The sequence below is a fragment of the Nocardia sp. NPDC051833 genome (genome assembly GCF_040681225.1).
Lineage (GTDB): Bacteria > Actinomycetota > Actinomycetes > Mycobacteriales > Mycobacteriaceae > Nocardia.
Genome location: NZ_JBFAYK010000001.1, coordinates 671,679 through 692,227 on the forward strand (window position 1 = coordinate 671,679; position 20,549 = coordinate 692,227).

15 protein-coding genes and 1 riboswitch are annotated in these 20,549 nt (G+C 71.0%); of the genes, 3 read left to right on the forward strand and 12 right to left on the reverse strand.

The features are described 5' to 3' along the window. Position 1: 1 nt before the first annotated feature. The 4 genes from rnc to AB0L91_RS03110 all read right to left on the reverse strand — a co-directional run bounded on the left by rnc (position 2) and on the right by AB0L91_RS03110 (position 2,478). Positions 2-745 carry a ribonuclease III gene (gene rnc / locus AB0L91_RS03095; protein WP_365007046.1) on the reverse strand — a complete coding sequence of 248 codons (744 nt, stop codon included), beginning with the start codon at positions 743-745 and terminating at the stop codon, positions 2-4. Positions 746-748: 3 nt separating this feature from the next. After that, positions 749-931 carry a 50S ribosomal protein L32 gene (rpmF, locus tag AB0L91_RS03100; RefSeq protein ID WP_138447171.1) on the reverse strand — a complete coding sequence of 61 codons (183 nt, stop codon included), beginning with the start codon at positions 929-931 and terminating at the stop codon, positions 749-751. A gap of 2 nt (positions 932-933) precedes the next feature. Continuing rightward, a complete protein-coding gene (locus AB0L91_RS03105; RefSeq protein ID WP_365011159.1) occupies positions 934-1,617 on the reverse strand; it encodes a DUF177 domain-containing protein in 684 nt (227 codons plus the stop codon). Positions 1,618-1,704: 87 nt separating this feature from the next. Then, on the reverse strand, positions 1,705-2,478 hold the full coding sequence (locus AB0L91_RS03110) for a DivIVA domain-containing protein (RefSeq protein WP_365007047.1): 774 nt from the start codon (positions 2,476-2,478) through the stop codon (positions 1,705-1,707). 249 nt (positions 2,479-2,727) lie between these two features. On the opposite strand from AB0L91_RS03110, the gene AB0L91_RS03115 reads away from it, so the two are divergent. Continuing rightward, positions 2,728-3,258 carry a GtrA family protein gene (locus AB0L91_RS03115; protein WP_365007048.1) on the forward strand — a complete coding sequence of 177 codons (531 nt, stop codon included), beginning with the start codon at positions 2,728-2,730 and terminating at the stop codon, positions 3,256-3,258. On the opposite strand, the gene coaD is transcribed toward AB0L91_RS03115, so the two are convergent. Genes coaD through AB0L91_RS03130 form a run of 3 tightly spaced genes read right to left on the reverse strand, consistent with a single transcriptional unit; the run spans position 3,255 to position 7,702 of the window. Beyond that, the gene (coaD, locus tag AB0L91_RS03120) at positions 3,255-3,740 is read right to left on the reverse strand and encodes a pantetheine-phosphate adenylyltransferase (RefSeq protein ID WP_365007049.1); all 486 of its coding nucleotides are present in this window, start codon (positions 3,738-3,740) and stop codon (positions 3,255-3,257) included. The genes AB0L91_RS03115 and coaD overlap by 4 nt on opposite strands. Before the next feature lie 3 nt (positions 3,741-3,743). Next, a complete protein-coding gene (gene rsmD / locus AB0L91_RS03125) occupies positions 3,744-4,307 on the reverse strand; it encodes a 16S rRNA (guanine(966)-N(2))-methyltransferase RsmD (protein ID WP_355280449.1) in 564 nt (187 codons plus the stop codon). Continuing rightward, positions 4,304-7,702 (reverse strand): pyruvate carboxylase, encoded by a 3,399-nt coding sequence (locus AB0L91_RS03130; RefSeq protein WP_357344326.1) that lies wholly within the window; start codon positions 7,700-7,702, stop codon positions 4,304-4,306. Before AB0L91_RS03130 ends, rsmD begins: the two co-directional genes overlap by 4 nt. Before the next feature lie 260 nt (positions 7,703-7,962). Then, positions 7,963-8,172, forward strand: a riboswitch (cobalamin riboswitch). 140 nt (positions 8,173-8,312) lie between these two features. Between AB0L91_RS03130 and metE the strand changes: the two genes are divergently transcribed. Beyond that, a complete protein-coding gene (gene metE, locus AB0L91_RS03135) occupies positions 8,313-10,568 on the forward strand; it encodes a 5-methyltetrahydropteroyltriglutamate--homocysteine S-methyltransferase (RefSeq protein ID WP_365007050.1) in 2,256 nt (751 codons plus the stop codon). An 87-nt stretch (positions 10,569-10,655) separates the two neighbouring features. On the opposite strand, the gene AB0L91_RS03140 is transcribed toward metE, so the two are convergent. Genes AB0L91_RS03140 through AB0L91_RS03150 form a run of 3 tightly spaced genes read right to left on the reverse strand, consistent with a single transcriptional unit; the run spans position 10,656 to position 14,235 of the window. Then, positions 10,656-11,795 carry a bifunctional 2-methylcitrate synthase/citrate synthase gene (locus tag AB0L91_RS03140; RefSeq protein WP_365007051.1) on the reverse strand — a complete coding sequence of 380 codons (1,140 nt, stop codon included), beginning with the start codon at positions 11,793-11,795 and terminating at the stop codon, positions 10,656-10,658. 2 nt (positions 11,796-11,797) lie between these two features. Beyond that, positions 11,798-12,712: a methylisocitrate lyase gene (prpB, locus tag AB0L91_RS03145; RefSeq protein WP_365007052.1), complete on the reverse strand. Its 915-nt coding sequence runs from the start codon at positions 12,710-12,712 to the stop codon at positions 11,798-11,800. Further along, positions 12,712-14,235: an MmgE/PrpD family protein gene (locus AB0L91_RS03150; RefSeq protein ID WP_365007053.1), complete on the reverse strand. Its 1,524-nt coding sequence runs from the start codon at positions 14,233-14,235 to the stop codon at positions 12,712-12,714. Before AB0L91_RS03150 ends, prpB begins: the two co-directional genes overlap by 1 nt. 312 nt (positions 14,236-14,547) lie before the next feature. On the opposite strand from AB0L91_RS03150, the gene AB0L91_RS03155 reads away from it, so the two are divergent. Then, a complete protein-coding gene (locus AB0L91_RS03155; protein ID WP_355282861.1) occupies positions 14,548-15,972 on the forward strand; it encodes a short-chain fatty acyl-CoA regulator family protein in 1,425 nt (474 codons plus the stop codon). A gap of 3 nt (positions 15,973-15,975) precedes the next feature. On the opposite strand, the gene recG is transcribed toward AB0L91_RS03155, so the two are convergent. Both recG and AB0L91_RS03165 read right to left on the reverse strand, forming a co-directional pair. Beyond that, a complete protein-coding gene (gene recG / locus AB0L91_RS03160; protein ID WP_365007054.1) occupies positions 15,976-18,240 on the reverse strand; it encodes an ATP-dependent DNA helicase RecG in 2,265 nt (754 codons plus the stop codon). Next, entirely contained in the window at positions 18,240-20,399 is a 2,160-nt protein-coding gene (locus tag AB0L91_RS03165) for a DAK2 domain-containing protein (protein ID WP_365007055.1), read from the reverse strand. The genes recG and AB0L91_RS03165 overlap by 1 nt, the downstream gene beginning before the upstream one ends. Positions 20,400-20,549: the final 150 nt, after the last annotated feature.

Consider the following 20,549-nt stretch of genomic DNA (forward strand, 5'->3'; position numbering starts at 1 on the left):
GTCAGGCTTCGGTGGTTTCGGTGGCCGAGGATTCGTCGGTGAGTGCCTTGTAGGCGGTGCCGGCGGCCTTCTGCTCGGCTTCCTTCTTGGAGCGGCCGACACCCTGCCCGTACGGACGACCGGCGATCACCGTGGTCGCGGTGAACTCCTTGTTGTGGTCCGGGCCGGTGGAGGTGATCTCGTAATTGGGCACGCCGAGCCCGCGCTCGGCGGTGAGCTCCTGCAGGCTGGTCTTCCAGTCGAGGCCGGCGCCCATCCGGGGGCCGCGCTCGAGCAGTTCGGCGAACAGGCGCAGCACGACGCCACGGGCCACCTCGATGCCGTGCTCGAGATGCACGGCGCCGAGCAGGGACTCCATGCCGTCGGCGAGGATGCTCGGCTTGTCGCGGCCGCCGGTGAGCTCTTCGCCCTTGCCGAGCAGCAGGTACTGACCGAGTCCGCCGTCGCCGAGACCACGCGCCACCTCGGCGAGCGCGTGCATGTTCACCACACTGGCGCGCAGCTTCGCGAGCTCACCCTCGGACTTGTCCGGGTGCTCGGTGTAGAGGCGCTCGGTGATGCTCAGGCCGAGAACCGAGTCGCCGAGGAACTCGAGGCGCTCGTTGGTCGGCAGACCGCCGTTCTCGTACGCGTACGACCGGTGCGTCAGCGCGAGGCGCAGAAGCTCCGGTCGTACGTCGACACCGAGGGCGGTGAGCAGGCTGGCGTGATCGGCCGAACCTGCGGTTTCTTTGCTCGCTGTCACGAATCAGACAGCAGAGGTGACCTGGCGGCCCTTGTAGGTGCCGCAGGACGGGCACGCGATGTGCGGGAGGGTCTTCTCACCGCAGGCACGGTTCGGGCAGGTGACCAGGGTCGGCGCGACGGCCTTCCACTGGCTGCGCCGCGACCGGGTGTTGGAACGGGACATCCGGCGCTTGGGAACAGCCACGGCTACTTCTCCTCTGTGTTTTCGCTGACCACGCGGGCATCGTCTGCCGCGGGAGCGGATCGGTCTGGGGTGGTGGAACCCTCAGCGGGGTCGCCGGTGCCGGGCGCCTCTGCGGCGAAATTCGCCAACTTGGCCCAGCGAGGGTCCAGTATCTCATGCCCATGATCAGGACCCGCAATCGCCATCCGCACACCGCACTCGGGGCACAGGCCCGCGCAGTCCGGGGTGCACAGCGGCTGGAGCGGAAGCTCCAGCCCGATGGCGTCGAGGATCACCGGCTCGAGGTCGATGAGGTCGTCTTCCATGCGGTAGACCTCGTCGTCCTCGGTCGTCTGCTCGGTGGTGCTGTCCGGATACGCGAACAGCTCCGTCAGACGAATCTCGACCTGGTCGTCGAACGGTTCGAGGCAGCGCGAGCACTCCCCGACCGTCGGCCCGGACACCGTGCCGGTGACCAGCACACCCTCCGAGACGGCCTGCAACTGCAGGTCGAGTTCCACCGCGGCGTCGGCCGGGATGGCGATCAGGTCCAGACCCAGCCGCTCATGATCGGTGACGGTACGCCGCAGCTCCCGCATGGTTCCCGGCCTGCGGCCGAGACTGCGGACATCCAGCACGAAGCCCGCGTCGGACACAGGACCACTGGTCTTGTGCGGACGCGACGGCGAACCGGAAGCGGCGGGCATCACTGACTCACTTACTTCTGAGGGGATTTGGGCAACCACTCAACAGTACGGCAGGACCCCGCCCGAACTCAAAACGCGACCGCGCCCTCAGCGCCGGTGGTCGGCCGCGTATTCCGGGTATTCGGCGGGCTGACCGCCGCGCATCTGCTGGCGGCCGCGGGTGATCGTGCGCCGCGTCGTGTTCAGCGTCTCCTCCATCTCGGCGAGCCTGCCGCCGAAATCGGCCATCTGCTCGTCGACGTAGTCGTCGCACTCGGCGCGTACCCGGTCGGACTCGGCCTGGGCGCTGTCGATCAGGCGCGCCGACTCCGCGTGCGCGGCCCGCACGACCTCGGTCTGGGCGACCAGGCGGGCCTGCTCGGCCTTGCCGTCGGCGACCGAGCGCTCGTAGGAGTCCTTGCCCGCCTGGATGGCCCGGTCGGCGTCGATCTGGGCGCGGCCGGTGAGTTCGTCGTACTCGGCGTTGCCGTCGGCGATCACCTGATCGGCCTCGGCCTGCGCGGTCGCGACCAGGCGATCGGCGTGGGTGGTGGCCTCGGCGACCATCCGGTCGGCGTGCGCCTTGGCGTCGGCCAGGATGCGGTCGGCCTCGGCGCGGGCCTTCTCGATCGTGGTGCGCGCCTGCTCGTTGGCGGAGGTCACAGTGGTCTCGGCGCCGGCGCGGGCGTCGCCGACGATCTTGTCGCGATGATCGAGGACGTCCTGGGCGTCGTCGAGCTCACCGGGCAGGGCGTCGCGGACGTCGTCGAGCAGTTCGAGGACATCGCCGCGCGGCACGATGCAGCTGCGGGTCGGCGGGATGCCGCGCGCCTCTTCGACGATGGCGACCAGTTCGTCGAGTGCTTCGAATACGCGATACATGCTCACTACCCTCCTGCTTCCTCACGGCGAAACCACTACCGCCGTGGCCCAGTGTGCCCGTCGGCGGCGCGTGTTCCGAATGTCGTCGCGGTGTGTCGCGAGAGTGTCCTAGATCGCACAGATATCAAGTGGAGTGAATCCCTCCACTTCCGCTACCATCGGTAGGCACGACATCGCCGTCCGCCGGGAAGCACTGCACCTTTTTTGCTGTTGTACTCCTCGACGCCTTTCACAGGATCGGAGTCGACCATGACCGTTCTGGAAACACCGAGAAACCCGGTGCTGCACGTTGCGGGCATGTTCGCTCCCTGGGCGGGTCCGTTCCCGCTCGTGGCACCGGTCGAACCAGCTCCCGCGCTGCGCCCGCGGTTCGACAAGACCCTGGCCTACCTGCGCGGCGACCGCGCACTCCCCCAGCTCATCCGCTTCGCCCTGGTCGGCGGCTCCAGCAATATCGCCTACGTGCTGCTGTTCTTCGCCATGCACGGGGTCGGCCCGCTGATCGCCAATGTCGCCGGTTCGGTCGTCAGCACGATCATCGCCAACGAACTGCACCGTCAGCTCACCTTCCACGCGGCCGACCGGGTCACCTGGTTCACCGCGCAGTGGGAGGGCGGCGGACTGGCCCTGCTCGGCCTCGGCATCACGACGGCGGGCCTGGCCGCCCTCGGGGTGTGGGCGCCCGGCCTCGGCGACAGCGTGCAGGCCCTGGCCGTGCTCGCCATCACCGCCGCGGTCGGCGGGATGCGCTTCCTCGCCCTCCGCGGTCTGGTCTTCTAGCCCCGACGCTCGGCCAAGCGGTCGAGGAGGCGCTTGTGCACCGCGGGCGGGAGCATGTCGCTGACGTCGCCGCCGTAGGCCGCGACTTCCTTGACCAGCGAGCTGGACAGGAAGCTCAGGGACGGGTTGGTGGCGATGAAGAAGGTGTCGACGCCGGCCAGTTTGTGGTTCATCTGGGCCATCTGGAGCTCGTAGCCGAAGTCGCCCGCGTCGCGCAGGCCCTTCACGATCGCGGTGATGCCCTCCTGCTTGGCGAAGTCGACCGTCAGGCCCTGCCAGGACGCGACCCGCACGTTCGGCAGGTGACTCACCGATTCGCGCAGCAACTCCATGCGCTCCTCGACGGTGAACATGCCCTGCTTCTTGGGATTCACGTTGACGGTGATGATCACCTCGTCGAACTGCGCGGCCGCACGGGCGAACACGTCGAGGTGACCGTTGGTGACCGGGTCGAAGGAGCCGGGGCACAGTGCTGCAGCCATGGTTCAGACGCTAGCACCGAATTCGGCGAGCTCGATTCTGGTCTCCCCGTACTTGCGCGGCTTCAGCGGCGCATAGCCTGCGGGCCAGGCGATCTCGGGTGAGCGGATGGACCGCTCGACGATCACCAGCGCGTCGGGCGCGAGCCAGCCGTTGGCCGCCAGCGCGGTGAGGTCGGCGATCACGTCCTCGGTGCTCACGTCGTACGGCGGATCGGAGAAGACCACGTCGTAGGTGCCCGGCGCGGCGTGCGCCAGCACCGTGCCGACCGTGCCGAGGCGCAGTTCCGCGCCGGGCAGGCCGAGCTCGGCGATATTGGCGCGCACGACCGCGGCCGCCTTGCGGTCGGCCTCGACGAGCAGGGCGTGCGCGGCCCCGCGCGAGAGCGCTTCCAAGCCGAGCGCGCCCGAACCGGCGTACAGGTCGACGACCCGCGCGCCGTCCAGGTCCAGGCGCGCGTCGATCGCGCTGAACAGCGCCTCGCGCACCCGGTCCGAGGTGGGCCGGGTACCGGCGGGCGGCACCTTCAGCCGCCGCCCGCCCGCCGTACCCGCGACGATGCGCGTCATTCCGACTCGCGCGCTGCCAGTTCCACCAGCAGATCGCCGCCCTCGACCTGCTGCACCTTGGCGGTCGCGATCCGGCCGACGATGCCGGCGCGCGGCGCGGTGATGGCCGCCTCCATCTTCATCGCCTCGATGGTGCCGACGGTGTCGCCCGCGTGGATCTCGTCGCCCTCCGACACCGCCAGCGTGACGACACCGGCGAACGGCGCCGCGATGTGGCCGGGGTTGTTCTTGTCGGCCTTCTCCGCGGCGGGCACCTCCGACGCGATCGAGCGGTCCCGCACCGCGATCGGGCGCAGCTGCCCGTTCATGATGCACATGACCGTGCGCATGCCCTTCTCGTCCGGCTCGGAGATCGCCTCGAGCCCGATGAGCAGCGTGACGCCCTTCTCCAGCTGCACCCGGTGCTCCTCGCCGCGGCGCAGACCGTAGAAGAACTGGTTCTCCGACAGGCCGGTGGTGTCGCCGTACTTCTCCCGGTGCGCCTGGAACTCCGCGGTCGGGCCGGGGAACAGCAGGCGGTTGAGGGTGTGGCGGCGCTCGGCCGAGGTGCCGTCGAGCCCGGCCTGGTCGGCCGCGGTCAGCGGGGTCTCCGGCTTGGGCTCGTTGCGCCCGGCCAGCGCCTTGCTGCGGAACGGCTCCGGCCAGCCACCGGCGGGTTCACCCAGCTCGCCACGCAGGAAGCCGATCACCGAGTCGGGAATGTCGTAGCGGCCCGGATCGGCGGCGAAGTCCTCGATATCGACACCGGTGCCGACCAGCGCCAGCGCCAGGTCACCGACGACCTTCGACGACGGGGTCACCTTGATCAGGCGGCCCAGCAGCCGGTCGGCCGCGGCGTACTTGGCCTCGACCTCCTCGAACCGGTCGCCCAGGCCGAGCGCGATCGCCTGCTGACGCAGGTTCGACAGCTGACCGCCCGGGATCTCGTGGGTGTACACACGCCCGGTCGGCGCGGGCAGACCCGACTCGAACGGCGCGTACACCTTGCGCAGCGCCTCCCAGTACGGCTCCAGATCGCAGACGTTCTGCAGGTTCAGGCCGGTGTCGCGCTCGGTGTGCGCGGTGGCGGCGACGATCGCCGACAGCGCGGGCTGCGAGGTGGTGCCCGCCATCGCGGCCGAGGCGCCGTCGACCGCGTCGGCGCCCGCCTGCCACGCGGCCAGGTAGGTCGCCAGCTGCCCACCGGGGGTGTCGTGGGTGTGCACGTGCACCGGCAGATCGAAGTTGCTGCGCAGCGCGGTGACCAGCTTCGCCGCCGCGGGCGCGCGCAGCAGACCGGCCATGTCCTTGATCGCGAGCACGTGCGCGCCCGCGTCGACGATCTGCTCGGCCAGCTTCAGGTAGTAGTCGAGCGTGTAGAGCGACTCGTTCGGGTCGAGCAGGTCACCGGTGTAGGACAGCGCGACTTCGGCGATGGCCGTACCGGTTTCGCGCACCGCGTCGATGGCCGGGCGCATCTGGTCGACATTGTTGAGCGCGTCGAAGATACGGAAGATGTCGATACCGGTGGTCGCGGCCTCGGAGACGAAGGCGCGGGTGACCTGCTCCGGGTACGGCGTGTAGCCGACGGTGTTGCGACCGCGCAGCAGCATCTGCAGACAGATGTTCGGCACGGCCTCGCGCAGCGCGGCCAGCCGCTCCCACGGGTCCTCGTGCAGGAAGCGCAGCGCCACATCGTAGGTCGCGCCGCCCCACGCCTCGATCGAGAGCAGTTCGGGAGTCAGCCGGGCGACGTGCCCGGCCACGCCGAGCAGGCCGTTGGTGCGCACGCGGGTGGCCAGCAGCGACTGGTGCGCGTCGCGGAAGGTGGTGTCGGTGACGCCGAGCGCCTTCTGCTCGCGCAAGGCGCGGGCGAAACCGTCCGGGCCGAGGGCCAGCAGGCGCTGGCGCGAGCCGTCCGGCGGCGGCAGGGTCAGGTCGGCGGCGGGCAGCTTGTCGTACGGGTACACCGTGGTGCGCCGGTCCCCGTGCGGCTTGTTGACGGTGACGTCGGCCAGGTAGCTCAGGATCTTGGTGCCACGGTCGGCCGAGCCGCGCGAGGTCAGCAGCTCCGGTCGCTCGTCGATGAACGAGGTGGTGACCCGGCCCGCCTGGAAGTCCGGATCGTCGAGCACCGCGAGCAGGAAGGGGATGTTGGTCGTGACGCCACGGATGCGGAACTCGGCGAGCGCGCGCCGGGCGCGGGCGGCCGCGGCGGGCAGGTCGCGACCGCGGCAGGTCAGCTTGACCAGCATCGAGTCGAAGTAGGCGCCGATCTCCGCGCCCAGGTTCGCGCCGCCGTCCAGGCGGATGCCCGCGCCGCCGGGGGTGCGGTAGGCGGTGATGCGGCCGGTGTCGGGGCGGAAGCCGTTGGCCGGGTCCTCGGTGGTGATGCGGCACTGCAGCGCGGCGCCACGGATCGACACCGTGTCCTGGCTCAGGCCGAGGTCGGCCAGGCTCTCGCCGGACGCGATGCGCAGCTGCGACTGCACCAGGTCGACGTCGGTGATCTCCTCGGTGACCGTGTGCTCGACCTGGATGCGCGGGTTCATCTCGATGAAGACGTGGTTGCCGCGCTCGTCGAGCAGGAACTCCACGGTGCCCGCGTTGCTGTAGCCGATCTGGCGGGCGAAGGCCACGGCGTCGGCGCAGATCCGTTCCCGCAGTGCGGGATCCAGGTTCGGCGCGGGCGCGAGCTCGATCACCTTCTGGTGGCGGCGCTGCAGCGAGCAGTCGCGCTCGAACAGGTGCATGACATTGCCGTGCTGGTCGGCCAGGATCTGCACCTCGATGTGGCGCGGGTTCACCACGGCCTGCTCGAGGAACACGGTCGGATCGCCGAAGGCCGACTCGGCCTCGCGCGAGGCCGCCTCGATCGACTCGCGCAGCTGCTCGGGCGCGGCCACGCGGCGCATGCCGCGCCCGCCACCACCGGCGACGGCCTTGACGAAGATCGGGTACTCGAATTCCTGGGAGGCGGCCAGCAGGGCGTCGATGTCGGCGGAGGGCTCGCTGGACTTCAGCACCGGCAGGCCGGCGGCCTTGGCGGCGGCGATGGCGGTGGCCTTGTTGCCCGCCATCTCGAGCACGGCGGCCGAGGGACCGATGAAGGTGATGCCCTCGCGCTCACAGGCGGCCGCGAGGTCGGGGTTCTCGGACAGGAAGCCGTAGCCGGGGTAGATCGCGTCGGCGCCCGCGCTCTTGGCCGCGTCGATGATCGCCTCGATGGACAGGTACGCCCGGACCGGGTGCCCCTCCTCGCCGATCTGATACGACTCGGCCGCCTTCAGCCGATGGACGGAGTTGCGGTCCTCATGGGGGAACACCGCGACCGTTCCGATGCCGAGTTCGTATGCCGCGCGGAAGGCGCGAATGGCGATCTCACCACGATTGGCGACCAAGACTTTCGAGAACATTGGACCACGGTACCCGGCCGCGACCGCAGCACTGTCACGCAAGGTGGCTTCGCAGCAATCTTCACATCGCACACCCGCCCACCTGCGAAGTTGCGTTCATCGGGCCGTCACATCTCACCGCGGCGGCAGGCCTGCGGTGCGCCGCCGAAGCGCAGGTCACGCGGGCCGGGCGAGACGGGGTGGTCGCGGCGGCCCGCGCCGAGGCCCTATGCTGTGTGACGCAGCTGGTTCGCCTGCGCGGTGGAAGAGTCGGAGCCCCGACCTCCCGCGCCGGCGTCGAAGCCCGGGCACCGTGTGCCGGGCGAAGAGGGAACCCGGTGGGAATCCGGGACTGTCCCGCAGCGGTATGCAGGAACGACCGCCGTCATCAGCACTGGGCACGATGCCCGGGAAGCGACGGCCAGTAGGTCGGTCGATCACACGACCGGTGCCCGCGAGTCCGAAGACCTGCCGACTGTGCCGGATACGCCGTATCCGGCGGCCACCGCCTCGTGGATCGGGCGCGCGGACCACCTGTGCCGACCCGTCGTGTCCTCACGACGGGTTCCTCCGGTGTCGGCGTCGCCCGCGAAAGGCGTCGGCTCTCCCCGCACGACACTGGAGAATCTCCGTGACTGTTTCGCACTCCCCGTTCACCGCGACGGTTCTGGGCCTGCCGCGGGTCGGCCCGCGCCGGGAACTCAAGCGCGCCACCGAGTCCTACTGGGCAGGCCGGCTCAGCGCCGAGGACCTGCACGCCGTCGGGCGCATGCTGCGCACCGTGCAGTTCGCCGCGTTGCAGGCGGCCGGACTGGATTCGGTGCCCGTCGGCACCTTCTCCTACTACGACCAGATGCTCGACACCGCCGTCCTGCTCGGCGCGCTGCCGCACCGGGTGGCCGACATCGCCGACCCGCTGGACCGCTATTTCGCGGCCGCGCGCGGTACCGACACCGTCGCGCCGCTGGAGATGACCAAGTGGTTCGACACCAACTACCACTACCTGGTGCCCGAGATCGACGCGGCCACCACGTTCACCCTGCACCCGGAGCAGCTGCTGACCGAACTCGCCGAGGCGATCCAGCTCGGCGTGCAGGCGCGCCCGGTGGTGATCGGCCCGCTGACCTTCCTGAAGCTGGCCAAGTCCGCCGACGGCGCAGCGCTGGACCGGCTGCCGGAACTGCTGCCGCTGTACCTGGACCTGCTCGGGCGCCTGGCCGCGGCGGGCGCGCAATGGGTGCAGATCGATGAGCCGGTGCTGGTCACCGATCTGACCGAGGCCGAGATCGGCCTGGTGCGCGACACCTACACCGCGCTCTCGGCCGCACCGGACCGGCCCGCGATCCTGGTCGCCACCTACTTCGGGCACCCCGGCGCCGCGCTGACGGCGCTGGCGGACACCGGAATCGATGGCGTCGCGCTCGATTTCACCGCCGGCACCGAGACGTCCGCGATCGCCGGGATTCCGGCGCTGGCGGGCAAGCTGCTGGTCGCCGGTGTCGTCGACGGCCGCAACATCTGGCGCACCGACCTCGACGCCGCGCTCGCCACGCTCGGCGCCCTGGGCGGCGAGGTGGCCGTGTCGACCTCCTGCTCGCTGCTGCACGTGCCGTACTCGCTGACCCCGGAGACCGGGCTCGACGACCAGCTGCGGTCGTGGCTGGCCTTCGGCGCCGAAAAGGTCGGTGAGGTGCGGGTGCTCGCGACCGCGCTGGCCGAGGGCACCGACGCGGTCGCCGCCGAGCTGGCCGCCGCCCGCGCCGCGGCGCAGACCCGGCGCACCGACCCGCGCCTGCACGACGACCGGGTCCGCGCCCGGCTGGCCGCGCTCGACGACGCCGACCTCACCCGCTCCCCCGCCGACGAGCGACGGGCGGCGCAGCGCGATCACCTGGACCTGCCGGTGCTGCCGACCACGACGATCGGCTCCTACCCGCAGACCTCGGCCATCCGCTTGGCCCGGGCCGCGCTGCGCACCGGCGAGATCGACGAGGCCGAGTACGTGCGCCGGATGCGCGCCGAGATCGCCGACGTGATCACCCTCCAGGAGCGGCTCGGCCTGGACGTGCTGGTGCACGGCGAGCCGGAACGCAACGACATGGTCCAGTACTTCGCCGAGCTGCTCGACGGTTTCGCCGCCACCGAGGCGGGCTGGGTGCAGTCCTACGGCACCCGCTGCGTACGTCCGCCGATCCTGTTCGGCGACGTCTCCCGGTCCGCGCCGATGACGCTGTCGTGGATCGGCTACGCCCAGTCGCTGACGGCCAAGCCGGTCAAGGGCATGCTCACCGGTCCGGTGACTATCCTGGCGTGGTCGTTCGTCCGTGACGATCAGCCGCTGGCCGACTCGGCCCGCCAGGTCGCGCTGGCGATCCGGGACGAGACGGTCGACCTGGAGTCCCAGGGCGCCAGGATCATCCAGGTCGACGAGCCCGCGCTGCGCGAGCTGCTGCCGCTGCGCGCGGCCGATCAGCCCGCCTACCTGCGCTGGTCGGTGGACGCGTTCCGGCTGGCCACCGCCGGGGTCGCCGACACCACCCAGGTGCACACGCACCTGTGCTACTCGGAGTTCGGCGAAGTGATCTCGGCGATCGCGGGCCTGGACGCCGACGTCACCTCCATCGAGGCGGCCCGCTCGCACATGGAGGTGCTCGACGACCTGAACGCGGCCGGTTTCGCGCTCGGTGTCGGCCCCGGCGTCTACGACATCCACTCGCCGCGGGTGCCCTCGGTCGAGGAGATCACCACCTCGCTGTCGGCGGCGCTGAAGGCGGTTCCAGCCGAGCGGCTGTGGGTGAACCCGGACTGCGGTCTCAAGACCCGCGGCCCGGTGGAGGTCGAGGCGTCGCTGCGCAATCTGGTGACGGCAGCCGCCGCGCTGCGCTGACATGACACTGCCCCGGACGGCGCGAGCCGTCCGGGGCGGGTGCCGGGCCGCGTCGTCCGCAATGAGGGGCGGACGACGCGGGCCGGTTCAGTGGCGCGTGGCGGGCACCGGGCGCTGGTCGACGCCGCGATACTCCGACAGCGGCCGGATCAGCGCGTTCGCGGCCGACTGCTCCGCGATGTGCGCGGTCCAGCCGGTGATCCGGCTCATCACGAAGATGGGCGTGAACATCTCGATGTCGAGGCCCATCAGGTAGTAGGCGGGTCCGGCGGGGAAGTCGAGATTCGGTGCGATGCCCGTCTTCTCGGCCATGGCGGCGGCCAGTGCGTCGTACATGCGCACCCACCGCTGCCCACCGGTGACCGCGGCGACCTCGTCCAGCGCGGCCTTCATCGTCGGCACCCGGGAGTCGCCGTTGCGGTAGACCCGGTGGCCGAAGCCCATCACCTTGCGCCGCGCGGCCAGCGTCTCGGCCACCCACGCCGCGGCCCGCTCGGGGTCACCGATCTCGAGCATGGTGTGCATGACCGCCTCGTTGGCGCCGCCGTGCAGCCTGCCCTTCAACGCGCCGATGGCCGCGGTGATCGCGCTGTACATGTCCGAGCCGGTGGAGGTCACCACCCGGGCCGCGAAGGTGGAGGCGTTGAATCCGTGCTCGGCGTAGAGGATCAGCGAGATCTCGAACGCCCGCACGATCCGCGGCGCCGGGACCTCGCCGAAGCACATGTACAGGAAGTTCTCGGCGAACCCGAGCTGGGAGTGCGGGGCGATCGGGTCCAGGCCGCGCCGCCTGCGCATCGCGACCGCGATCACCGTGGGCAGCAACGCGGTCAATCGCAGTGCGGCGGCGAGCCTTTCCCGCTCGCCAACGCTCTCGGAGGCGGCGTCCTCGGTGCCGAGGTAGCTCACGACCGTGCGCACCACATCCATCGGATGGCAGGTGTCGGGCATCTTCTCCACCAGCGCCAGCACCGACCGATCGATCCGGCGTTGCGCGCGTTCGCGTTGGCACAGCTGTTGCAGCTGCCCGTCGTCGGGCAGTTCGCCGTACCAGAGCAGGTAGGCGACCTCCTCGAAGGAGCAGCGCGCGGCCAGATCCTGCACGGGATAGCCGCGATAGGTCAGCGAGTTGGTCTCGGCGACCACCTTGGAGATGCTCGTCGTGTCGACCACCACGCCCGCCAGTCCCTTGGCGATGGCGTTCGGTGCCGTCTGTCCACTGGTCATGGTCACTCACCCACTGTGAAATCGAAGATGCCGGAGTCGAATTCGTTGTAGCGCTGGTAACCGAGCAGTTCGTAGAGCCGGGACCGGTGCTGCATGCGGTCCAGCAGGGCCGATTGGGTACCGGCCGTGGCGATCTCGCGCAGACCGTTCTCGATCGCGCCCATCGCCAGCCGCAGCGTGGTGACCGGGTAGATCACCGCGTTGTAGCCGAGGTCGGACAGTGTCGCGGCCGACAGCAGCGGGGTCTTGCCGAACTCGGTCATGTTGGCCAGCAGCGGGATATCCACGGCGGCACGGAACTTCGCGAACTCGGCCTCGTCGACCAGCGCCTCGGTGAAGATCAGGTCGGCGCCGGCGTCGGCGTACGCCTTGGCCCGGTCGATCGCCGCGTCCAGCCCCTCGATGGCGCGCGCGTCCGTGCGGGCGCAGAGCACGAAGCCCGGATCGCGGCGCACCGCCACGGCCGCCCGGATCCGGCGCACCATCGTCGCGGTGTCGACGACCGCCTTGCCGTCGAGATGACCGCATCGCTTGGGATTGACCTGGTCCTCGAGGTGGCAGCCGGCCAGGCCAGCGTCCTCGAGCAGGGTCACCGTGCGGGCGGCGTTCATCGGTTCGCCGAAGCCGGTGTCGGCGTCGACGAGGACCGGCAGCTCGGTGGCGCGCGCGATCTGGCGGCCCCGGTCGACGACCTCGGTGAGCGTGGTCAAGCCGATATCGGGCAGGGCCAGCTCGGCCGAGACCACCGCGCCGGAGACATACACCCCGTCGAACCCGATCTCCTGGATCAGCCTGGCCACCAGCGGATTCACCGCGCCGGGCAGCCGCTGCAAGGTCCCGGAGGCCAGGCCGGCCCGGAAGGCGGCGCGCTTGGCCGCCGGACTCGCCTGCGCGGCGAGCAGTCCCTCCACACTCATCAGAACAGTCCTTCCCGCGCGGCGGGCAGCACGTCGAACAGGACCGGGTCGACCGCGAAGGTCAGCTGGTCCAGTTCGCCGGCGGCCAGCTCCGGGGTGCGCTGCGCGGCGTCGAGGAAGCGGTCCTGTTCGTCCGGCGCGACGACGCCGTCGGCGAGGGCGCGGAACTTCTCGAGGTACTGCGCGCGGGCGAACGGTCGCGCGCCCAGCGGATGCGCGTCGGCCACCGCGAGCTCGTCGACGATCACCGTGCCGTCGTCGAGGGTGACCACGGCCCGCGCGCCGAACGCCTTCTCGGCCGGGTCGGTCGCGTGATAGCGGCGCGTCCACTCCGGGTCCTCGACGGTGGCGATCTTGTGCCACAGCGCGACGGTGTCGGGCCGCTGCGCGCGCTCGGGCGCGTAGGAGCGCTCGTGATGCCAGGTGCCGTCCTGGAGCGCGACGGCGAAGATATAGGGCAGCGAGTGGTCGAGGGTCTCGCGGCTGGCACGCGGGTCGAACTTCTGCGGGTCGCCGGAGCCGGTGCCGATCACGTAGTGCGTGTGATGGCTGGTGTGCAGCACGATCGAGGCGATCCGGGCGGTGTCGGGGATCCGCGTGCGCAGCCTGCGCGCGAGGTCGATCGGGGCCTGGCTCTGATATTCGGCCGAGTGCTCCTTGGTGTAGCTGTCCAGGATGGCGCGTTTGGCCTCGCCGGGGCCGGGCAGCGGCACGTGGTATTCGGCGTCGGTACCGCCGAGCAGCCAGGCGATGACGCCGTCGGCGCCCTCCCAGATCGGGGCGGGCGCGCCCTCACCGCGCATCGCGCGGTCGACCGCTTCGACGGCCATCTTCCCGGCGAACGCCGGTGCGTAGGCCTTCCAGCTGGAGATCTCGCCCTTGCGGGACTGCCGGGTCGCGGTGGTGGTGTGCAGCGCCTGCCCGACCGCCTGGTAGATGGTCTCGGCGTCCAGCCCGAGCAGGGTGCCGATGCCCGCCGCGGCCGACGGGCCGAGATGGGCGACGTGGTCGATCTTGTGCTCGTGCAGGCAGATCGCGCGCACCAGGTCGATCTGGATCTCGTAGCCGGTGGCCAGCCCGCGGATCAGCTCGGCGCCGCTGCGCCCGGCATGCTGGGCGACGGCCAGGATCGGCGGGATGTTGTCGCCGGGATGGGAGTACTCGGCGGCCAGGAAGGTGTCGTGGAAGTCGAGCTCGCGCACGGCCACCCCGTTGGCCAGCGCCGCCCACTCGGGGGAAAAGCGCTGCGCGCCGGGCAGTCCGAACACGGTGGCGCCGTGCCGCGACGAGTGCGCGGGCAGCGGGTGCGCGCTCGCCTGCGCCCTGGCGGTCCGCACCGGGCCGCGCAGGACCGAGGCCGCGGCCACCGCGGCGTTGTCGATGATCCGGTTGACGATCATGTCGGTGACCTCGCCGGATACCGGCACGGGGTCGGTGGCCACCTCCGCCACCAGGGTGGCCAGGTGCTGCGCGCGGGGGAACTCCTCGGCGGCGCCGACACTGCGAACGATATGGGTCTTCACTGATCCTCCGATTCCAGCCGGTCGATCCCAGCCACAGTTCGCACGCTACGCACCTCGAACAACCCGGAGAACATGCTGAACAAGCGTATTTTTGCGTGCGACACCCAGCAAAACAGCGAAGATTGCGAAGATTGCGCGCTAGAGTCGGCGGGGTGATCTCCGACCGCTCCGGACCCCAGACCCGACCCACCGGTCTCTTCGCACGTTACGCACCGGTAGTCACAGGTAAAATCCCTTGCAGGACTGGGCTTCTCCCCAGACAATCACGATTTCGAGCGAACTTTGCAAACCCGGCGAGTTAGGATCTCCGGCGTGCGGAAGATGTACGCGGGGGCCAGGCTACGACGGCTGCGTGAAGAACGACGGATGACTCAGGCGGCACTCGCGAAATCGCTGGATCTGTCCCCGAGTTATCTGAACCAGCTCGAACGCGACCAGCGCCCGCTCACCATTCCCGTTCTGCTGAAACTGAACTCGACCTTCGACCTGGACGTCCAGTTCTTCGCCGCCGACTCCGACGCGCGACTGGTCTCGGATCTGCACGAGGTCCTGGTGGAAGCCGCGGGTGGCGGCGACACCGCGCCGATCACCGAGGTCGAGGAACTCGCGACCCGGCTGCCCGAGGTGGCCCGCATCGTCATCGCCATGCACCGGCGCCTGCGCGCGGCCACCGATCAGCTCGACCTGCTGTCCTCCCGGGTGGACACGCCCAGCGGCGCGCCGGGCACGCCCATGCCCTACGAGGACGTGCGCGACTTCTTCTACGACCACCGCAACCACATCTCGACCCTCGATCACGCCGCCGAGCAGCTGTTCGAGGAGTCGGGGCTGAGCATCGGCTCGCTGGACCGGCAGCTGGCCAGGATCGCCGAGGAGCGCGCGGGCGTCACCGTGCTGGTCCGCGGCGACGGCGCCGACCCGACCATCCCCAAGCGTCACTACGACCCCGACACCCGCACGCTCACCCTGGCCCGGCGGCTGCGGCCCGGACAGCGCGCCTTCCAGATCGCGACCACCCTCGGCCTGCTGCTCTACGGGCGCGAGATCGACAACGTCCTCGCCGAATCGCGGGCGCTCACCGGGGAGTCCCGCACGCTGGCCAGGGTCGGGCTGGCCAACTACTTCGCCGGCGCGCTGATCCTGCCCTACGGCCGCTTCCTGCGGTCGGCGGAGGAACTGCGCTACGACGTCGACCTGCTCGCGCTGCGCTTCGAGGTCGGCTTCGAGACGGTGTGCCATCGGCTCAGCACCCTGCAGCGGCAGGGTCAGCGCGGGGTGCCGTTCTTCCTGGTGCGCACCGACCGGGCGGGCAATATCTCGAAACGGCAGTCCGCCACCGCGTTCCACTTCTCCCGGGTCGGCGGCAGCTGCCCGCTGTGGGTGACCCACGAGGCCTTCGCCCATCCGGGCCGCATCCTCACCCAGATCTCGGAGATGCCCGACGGTCGCCGCTACCTGTGGATCGCCCGGACCACCCCGGCCTCGGCGCAGGGCTTCGGCACGGCGTCGAAGAACTTCGTCATCGGGCTCGGCTGCGATATCGAATACGCCGACCGGCTGGTGTACTCCCAGGGCCTGCAACTCGACGATCCGCAGGTGGCGGTGCCGATCGGCGCGGGCTGCAAGGTGTGCGAGCGACCCGCGTGCCCGCAGCGCGCGTTCCCACAGATCGGGCGGCCGCTCGCGGTGGCCGAGCACACCAGCACCGATCTGCCGTATCCGCGCCTCCCGCGCTGAACGTCAGGACTTCGCGAGGTACTCGATGCGCTCGCCGTCGACGGCGGCGTCCATCATCCCCGCCAGCCCGGGATGCTTCACCAGGCCGGGATCGTCGGCGACGACCCGTCTGGCCAGCTCCTGGGCGGCGGTGATCACCTCGAGGTCGTCGAGCAGCGACAGCAGCCGCAGCGACCGGGCGGTGCCGGACTGGGCCGCGCCGAGCACATCGCCCTCGCGGCGCTGCCGTAGGTCGAGCACGGAGAGTTCGAAGCCGTCGGTGGTGGCGGCGACCGCCTCCAGCCGGGCCATCGCCGTGCCGCCGGGCGCGGCGTCGGTGATCAGCAGGCACAGGCCGGGATGCTTGCCGCGCCCGATCCGGCCGCGCAGCTGGTGCAGCTGACTCACGCCGAACCGGTCGGCGTCGACGATCACCATCACCGTCGCGTTCGGCACGTCGACGCCGACCTCGACGACCGTGGTGCAGACCAGGACATCGATGGCGCCGTCGTTGAACTGACGCATCACCTGGTCCTTCTCGTCCGACGGCAGGCGGCCGTGCAGCAGCCCGACCCGCACACCGGACAGCGCGCCCGCGCTCAGCGTCTCGTACATCTCGACCGCCGCCTGGGTGGTCGGGCCTTCCTTCTCCTCGGCCGATTTCTTGCCCTTGGCGGGCGGGGCGTCGGGGTCCTCGCCGATGCGCGAGCACACCACATACGCCTGCCTGCCCGCGGCGACCTCTTCGAGAATGCGCTCCCAGGCCCGGTCCACCCAGCCCGGATGCAGCTTGCGCGGCACCACCTTCGACACGATCGGCGAGCGGCCCCTGGGCAGCTGGGTGAGGGTGGAGGTCTCCAGGTCGCCGAGCGTGGTCATCGCGATGGTGCGCGGGATCGGGGTGGCCGTCATCACCAGCAGGTGCGGGCTGATGCCGTCCTTGGCCTTGGCGCGCAGGGCATCTCGCTGTTCGACGCCGAAGCGGTGCTGTTCGTCGACCACCACCAGGCCGAGGTCGAAGAACTCCACCGCGTCCTGGATGAGCGCGTGCGTGCCGATGACCAGGCCCGCCTCGCCGGTCATCGCGTCCAGCAGCGCCGCCTTCTTGGCCGCCACCGACATCGAACCGGTCAGCAGCACCACCTTCGTCGACTGCTCTGCCGCGCCCAGCTCGCCCGCGGTGCCGAGGTCACCGAGCATCGCTCGCAGCGACCGATAGTGCTGGGCGGCGAGGACTTCCGTCGGCGCGAGCAGCGCGCACTGGCGGCCCGCGTCGACCGCCTGCAACATCGCGTGCAGGGCGACGATCGTCTTGCCCGAGCCGACCTCGCCCTGGAGCAGCCGGTGCATCGGGCGGGTGCGCGAGAGGTCGGCGGAGATCTCGTCGATCACCTGCTGCTGACCCTCGGTCAGCTCGAACGGCAGCCGCTCGTCGAAGGCGGCGGCGATGCCGTCGGCGCGCGGCGGGCAGGCCGGGGCGGTGCGGCCCTCGACCTCGTGCCTGCGCTCGGCGAGCACCAGTTGCAGGGCCAGCGCCTCGTCGAATCGCAGCCGGTCCCTGGCCTTCTCGATGTCGAGCTTGTGCTCGGGCAGGTGGATCAGCCGCAGCGCGTCGGAGACCTCGAGCAGGTGGCGTTCCGCGCGCAGGTCGGCGGGCAGCGGGTCCTCGATCGGGTCGAGCTGGTCGAGGATCTGGCGGATGCAGGCCAGCAGGTCCCAGCTCTGCACCTTCGCGGTCGCCGGGTAGACCGGCACGAATTCGCGCTCGAAGAACGACGCGTCCACGCCCCCAGCGCCTTTCGCGCTCTGCGCCAGCCCGCGCAGCGCGCCGCTGCCGCGCACCGAGGTCAGCTCCTCGACACCGGCCTCGGCCTTGTCGGGCAGGATCAGATAGTCGGGATGCGAGAGGTTCCAGCGGTCGGGGCGCCACCAGTGCACGGTGCCCGACATCATCGCCCGCACTCCCTCTTTCACCAGGTAGCGCACCTTGTCGCCGTTGAAGAAGGTGGCCTCGATCGGGCGGGCGGCGCCGGTGTCGAGCTGCACCTTCAACAGCGAGCCGCGCCGGTTCTTCATCGGGCGCAGTTCGGTTTTGGTGATCCGGCCGATGACGGTGATGTGCGCGCTCTCCTCCGGTTCCTCCTCGGTCAGCGGCTGCCCCTGGGTGGCGTAGCGGACGGGATAGTGGCGCAACAGGTCCTCGACCGTGGTCATGTCGAACGCCTCGGTCAGCCGGTCGGCCGCCTTCACTCCGAGCACGTGGTCGAGCCGGTCACTCAACGTCGCCATCACTCGACCCCTATCTGCACCAGATCCGCTTGCTGCCCACCGGAATACACCACGACCTCGACTCCGGGGAAACCGGCCGTCACGTGCTCGGCCAGGACGGCGCCCAGTTCGGGGCCCGCGTCGGCGCCCATCAGCAAGGTCACCAGTTCGCCGCCGAGACCGAGCATCCGGTCCAGCAGGATGCGGCCCGCGCCGACGACATCGGGGTCGATGACCACCACGTCCTGGCCGACCAGGCCGAGTCCGTCACCGGGCGAGCACATTCCGACCATGGTCAGGGCGCGCACCCGCGCCGGGCGCAGCGCACCCCAGCGGGTGGTCGCGGCCGCCTCCGACATCGCGAAGGCGTCGTCGACGGCGATCCGGCCGCGATCGTGGACCGCGAGCGCGGCCAGGCCCTGCACCATCGACGCGCTCGGCAGCAGCAGGACGTCACGTGACCCGTCACGGGCGGCGACACCGGCGGCCACGAGTTCCTGCGCGGGCAGCGCGCCGTTGGGCAGCACGAGGACTTCCCGGTGCGGCATCGCGCGGATGGCGGTCAGCAGGGCGGTCGTGTCGAGCTGGCGGTCCCCGCGCAGCACCACCGCGCCCGCGTCCTCGAACAGGCGGGCGGCCGCCGCGCCGGAGGCCACGGCGAGGATGCCCCGGTCGGCCGGTGGGTTCACCTCGGGCCCGCCCGAGCCGCCGTCGACCGTCGGCCTGCCCGGTGCCGCCGCACCGGTGCCCGCTGCGTGGGGGAACGCACTGCCCGCGTCCGCCGCCCCGGCGACCTGCGCCGTCACCACCTCGCCGGTGCGGGGCGGACCATCGGCGCGCGCACCGTCGCAGGCCGCGTCGGCGGCGAGGTGCTCGGCATGTCCGCCGTGCGGCGCGGTCACCGCGAAGCTCTCGATGCGGATGCCGGTGACGGTGCCGATCGCGAGGCCGGCCTCGATCGCCGCGCCCGCGTCGCGGCAGTGCACGTGGGCCGACCAGGTGCTGTCACCGTCGCCGACCACCACGACCGAGTCACCGAGGACGGCGAGCCGGTCGCGCAGGCCGCCCGCCGCGGCCTCGTCGGTGCCCGAGATCACGTACATGACCTCGAAGTGCGGGTCGGGGGAATCGCGGTGGTCGTCCCAGGAGTCGGCCTCGGTGGTCCGTGCGTCGGACAGGATCGCCGGACGCTCCCAGCCATCGACAGCCGGCGATCGGGTGAGGTCGCCGGGGCGCTCACCATCGGGTCGGTGGTCGTCGGCGCCGGACCTGCGCTGGGCTGCGCCCGACCGGTCGGCCCGGAGGTAGCTGTCCCTGGCCGGGGCCTGCCCACAGACCTGCGTCACGAGGGAGTCGAGCAGGACCAGCAGTCCCCTGGCGCCCGCGTCGACAACCCCGGCCGCCCGCAGGACACCCAGTTGCGCAGGCGTCTCGTTCAGCGCACGTGCAGCGCCCTCAGCCGCCGACTGCGCGACGGAGACGAGCGAGAGGTCCGCCGAACCGGCGGCCGCGACGGCGGCCCGATCGAGCACGGTCAGGATCGTGCCCTCGACCGGGGCGCTGAGGCCGGTGCGCACGAGTACCGCCGCCCGCCGCAGGGCCGTCCGCAACCGTTCGCCGGTCAGCGGGCCCCCGACCACCGCCTCGGCGATCCCGCGCAGCACCTGCGACAGGATGATCCCCGAGTTCCCCCGCGCACCCGTGGTCGCGCCGCGCGCGAGCGCCTGCGCGACGAGATGCGCGGGCACCTCGGCGCTGGCACGACGATCGCCCACGTCAGGGGCGCCGCTGGAGACTCGGCCACGGCCCACCGGCGCGCCGCCGTCGTCCCCCGGGTCGGTCGCCGGGCCGCCCTCCGGCGCCGGGCCAGCATCTGCGTCCGGGTAGCCGCCGGTTGCCGAGTCGTCACCGATACCGAGATCGGCAGCCGTGGGGACAGCGCGATCAGCGGGCCGGACAGGACCCGCCGCGTCGGGGACCGCGCGTTCGGCGGCGGCGACGGCGGCGCGCATGGTGGCGAGCAGGTTGGTGCCGGTGTCGGAATCGGCGATGGGGAACACATTGAGCGCGTCGATCTCGGCGCGGCGTAGTTCCAGATCGGTGCGGCAGGTCCTGGCCCAGTCCAGCAGCTCGGCGCCGTCCAGCGCCTCCCGCACCTGCGACACCGTCACCTCGCTCACTGTTTGCCGTGCCCGCCCGCCGGGCACCGCACGCCAGGTTAGCGCCAGCAACCGACAGGGGTATGCTGAGCGCGGACGGGCCCGTCATCCGGGCCGTGCCCGGCGTGTCGACCGGGACACCCGGTTTGGAAGTTCACGGCCCGGCCAGCT

Bases quoted from the DNA above. Each gene is read 5' to 3' on its own strand.
- AB0L91_RS03105 (WP_365011159.1), bottom strand. From the start codon at position 1,617: ATGCCCGCCGCTTCCGGTTCGCCGTCGCGTCCGCACAAGACCAGTGGT.
- AB0L91_RS03110 (WP_365007047.1), bottom strand. From the start codon at position 2,478: ATGTATCGCGTATTCGAAGCACTCGACGAACTGGTCGCCATCGTCGAA.
- AB0L91_RS03115 (WP_365007048.1), top strand. From the start codon at position 2,728: ATGACCGTTCTGGAAACACCGAGAAACCCGGTGCTGCACGTTGCGGGC.
- coaD (WP_365007049.1), bottom strand. From the start codon at position 3,740: ATGGCTGCAGCACTGTGCCCCGGCTCCTTCGACCCGGTCACCAACGGT.
- rsmD (WP_355280449.1), bottom strand. From the start codon at position 4,307: ATGACGCGCATCGTCGCGGGTACGGCGGGCGGGCGGCGGCTGAAGGTG.
- AB0L91_RS03130 (WP_357344326.1), bottom strand. From the start codon at position 7,702: ATGTTCTCGAAAGTCTTGGTCGCCAATCGTGGTGAGATCGCCATTCGC.
- AB0L91_RS03140 (WP_365007051.1), bottom strand. From the start codon at position 11,795: ATGACCAGTGGACAGACGGCACCGAACGCCATCGCCAAGGGACTGGCG.
- prpB (WP_365007052.1), bottom strand. From the start codon at position 12,712: ATGAGTGTGGAGGGACTGCTCGCCGCGCAGGCGAGTCCGGCGGCCAAG.
- recG (WP_365007054.1), bottom strand. From the start codon at position 18,240: ATGGCGACGTTGAGTGACCGGCTCGACCACGTGCTCGGAGTGAAGGCG.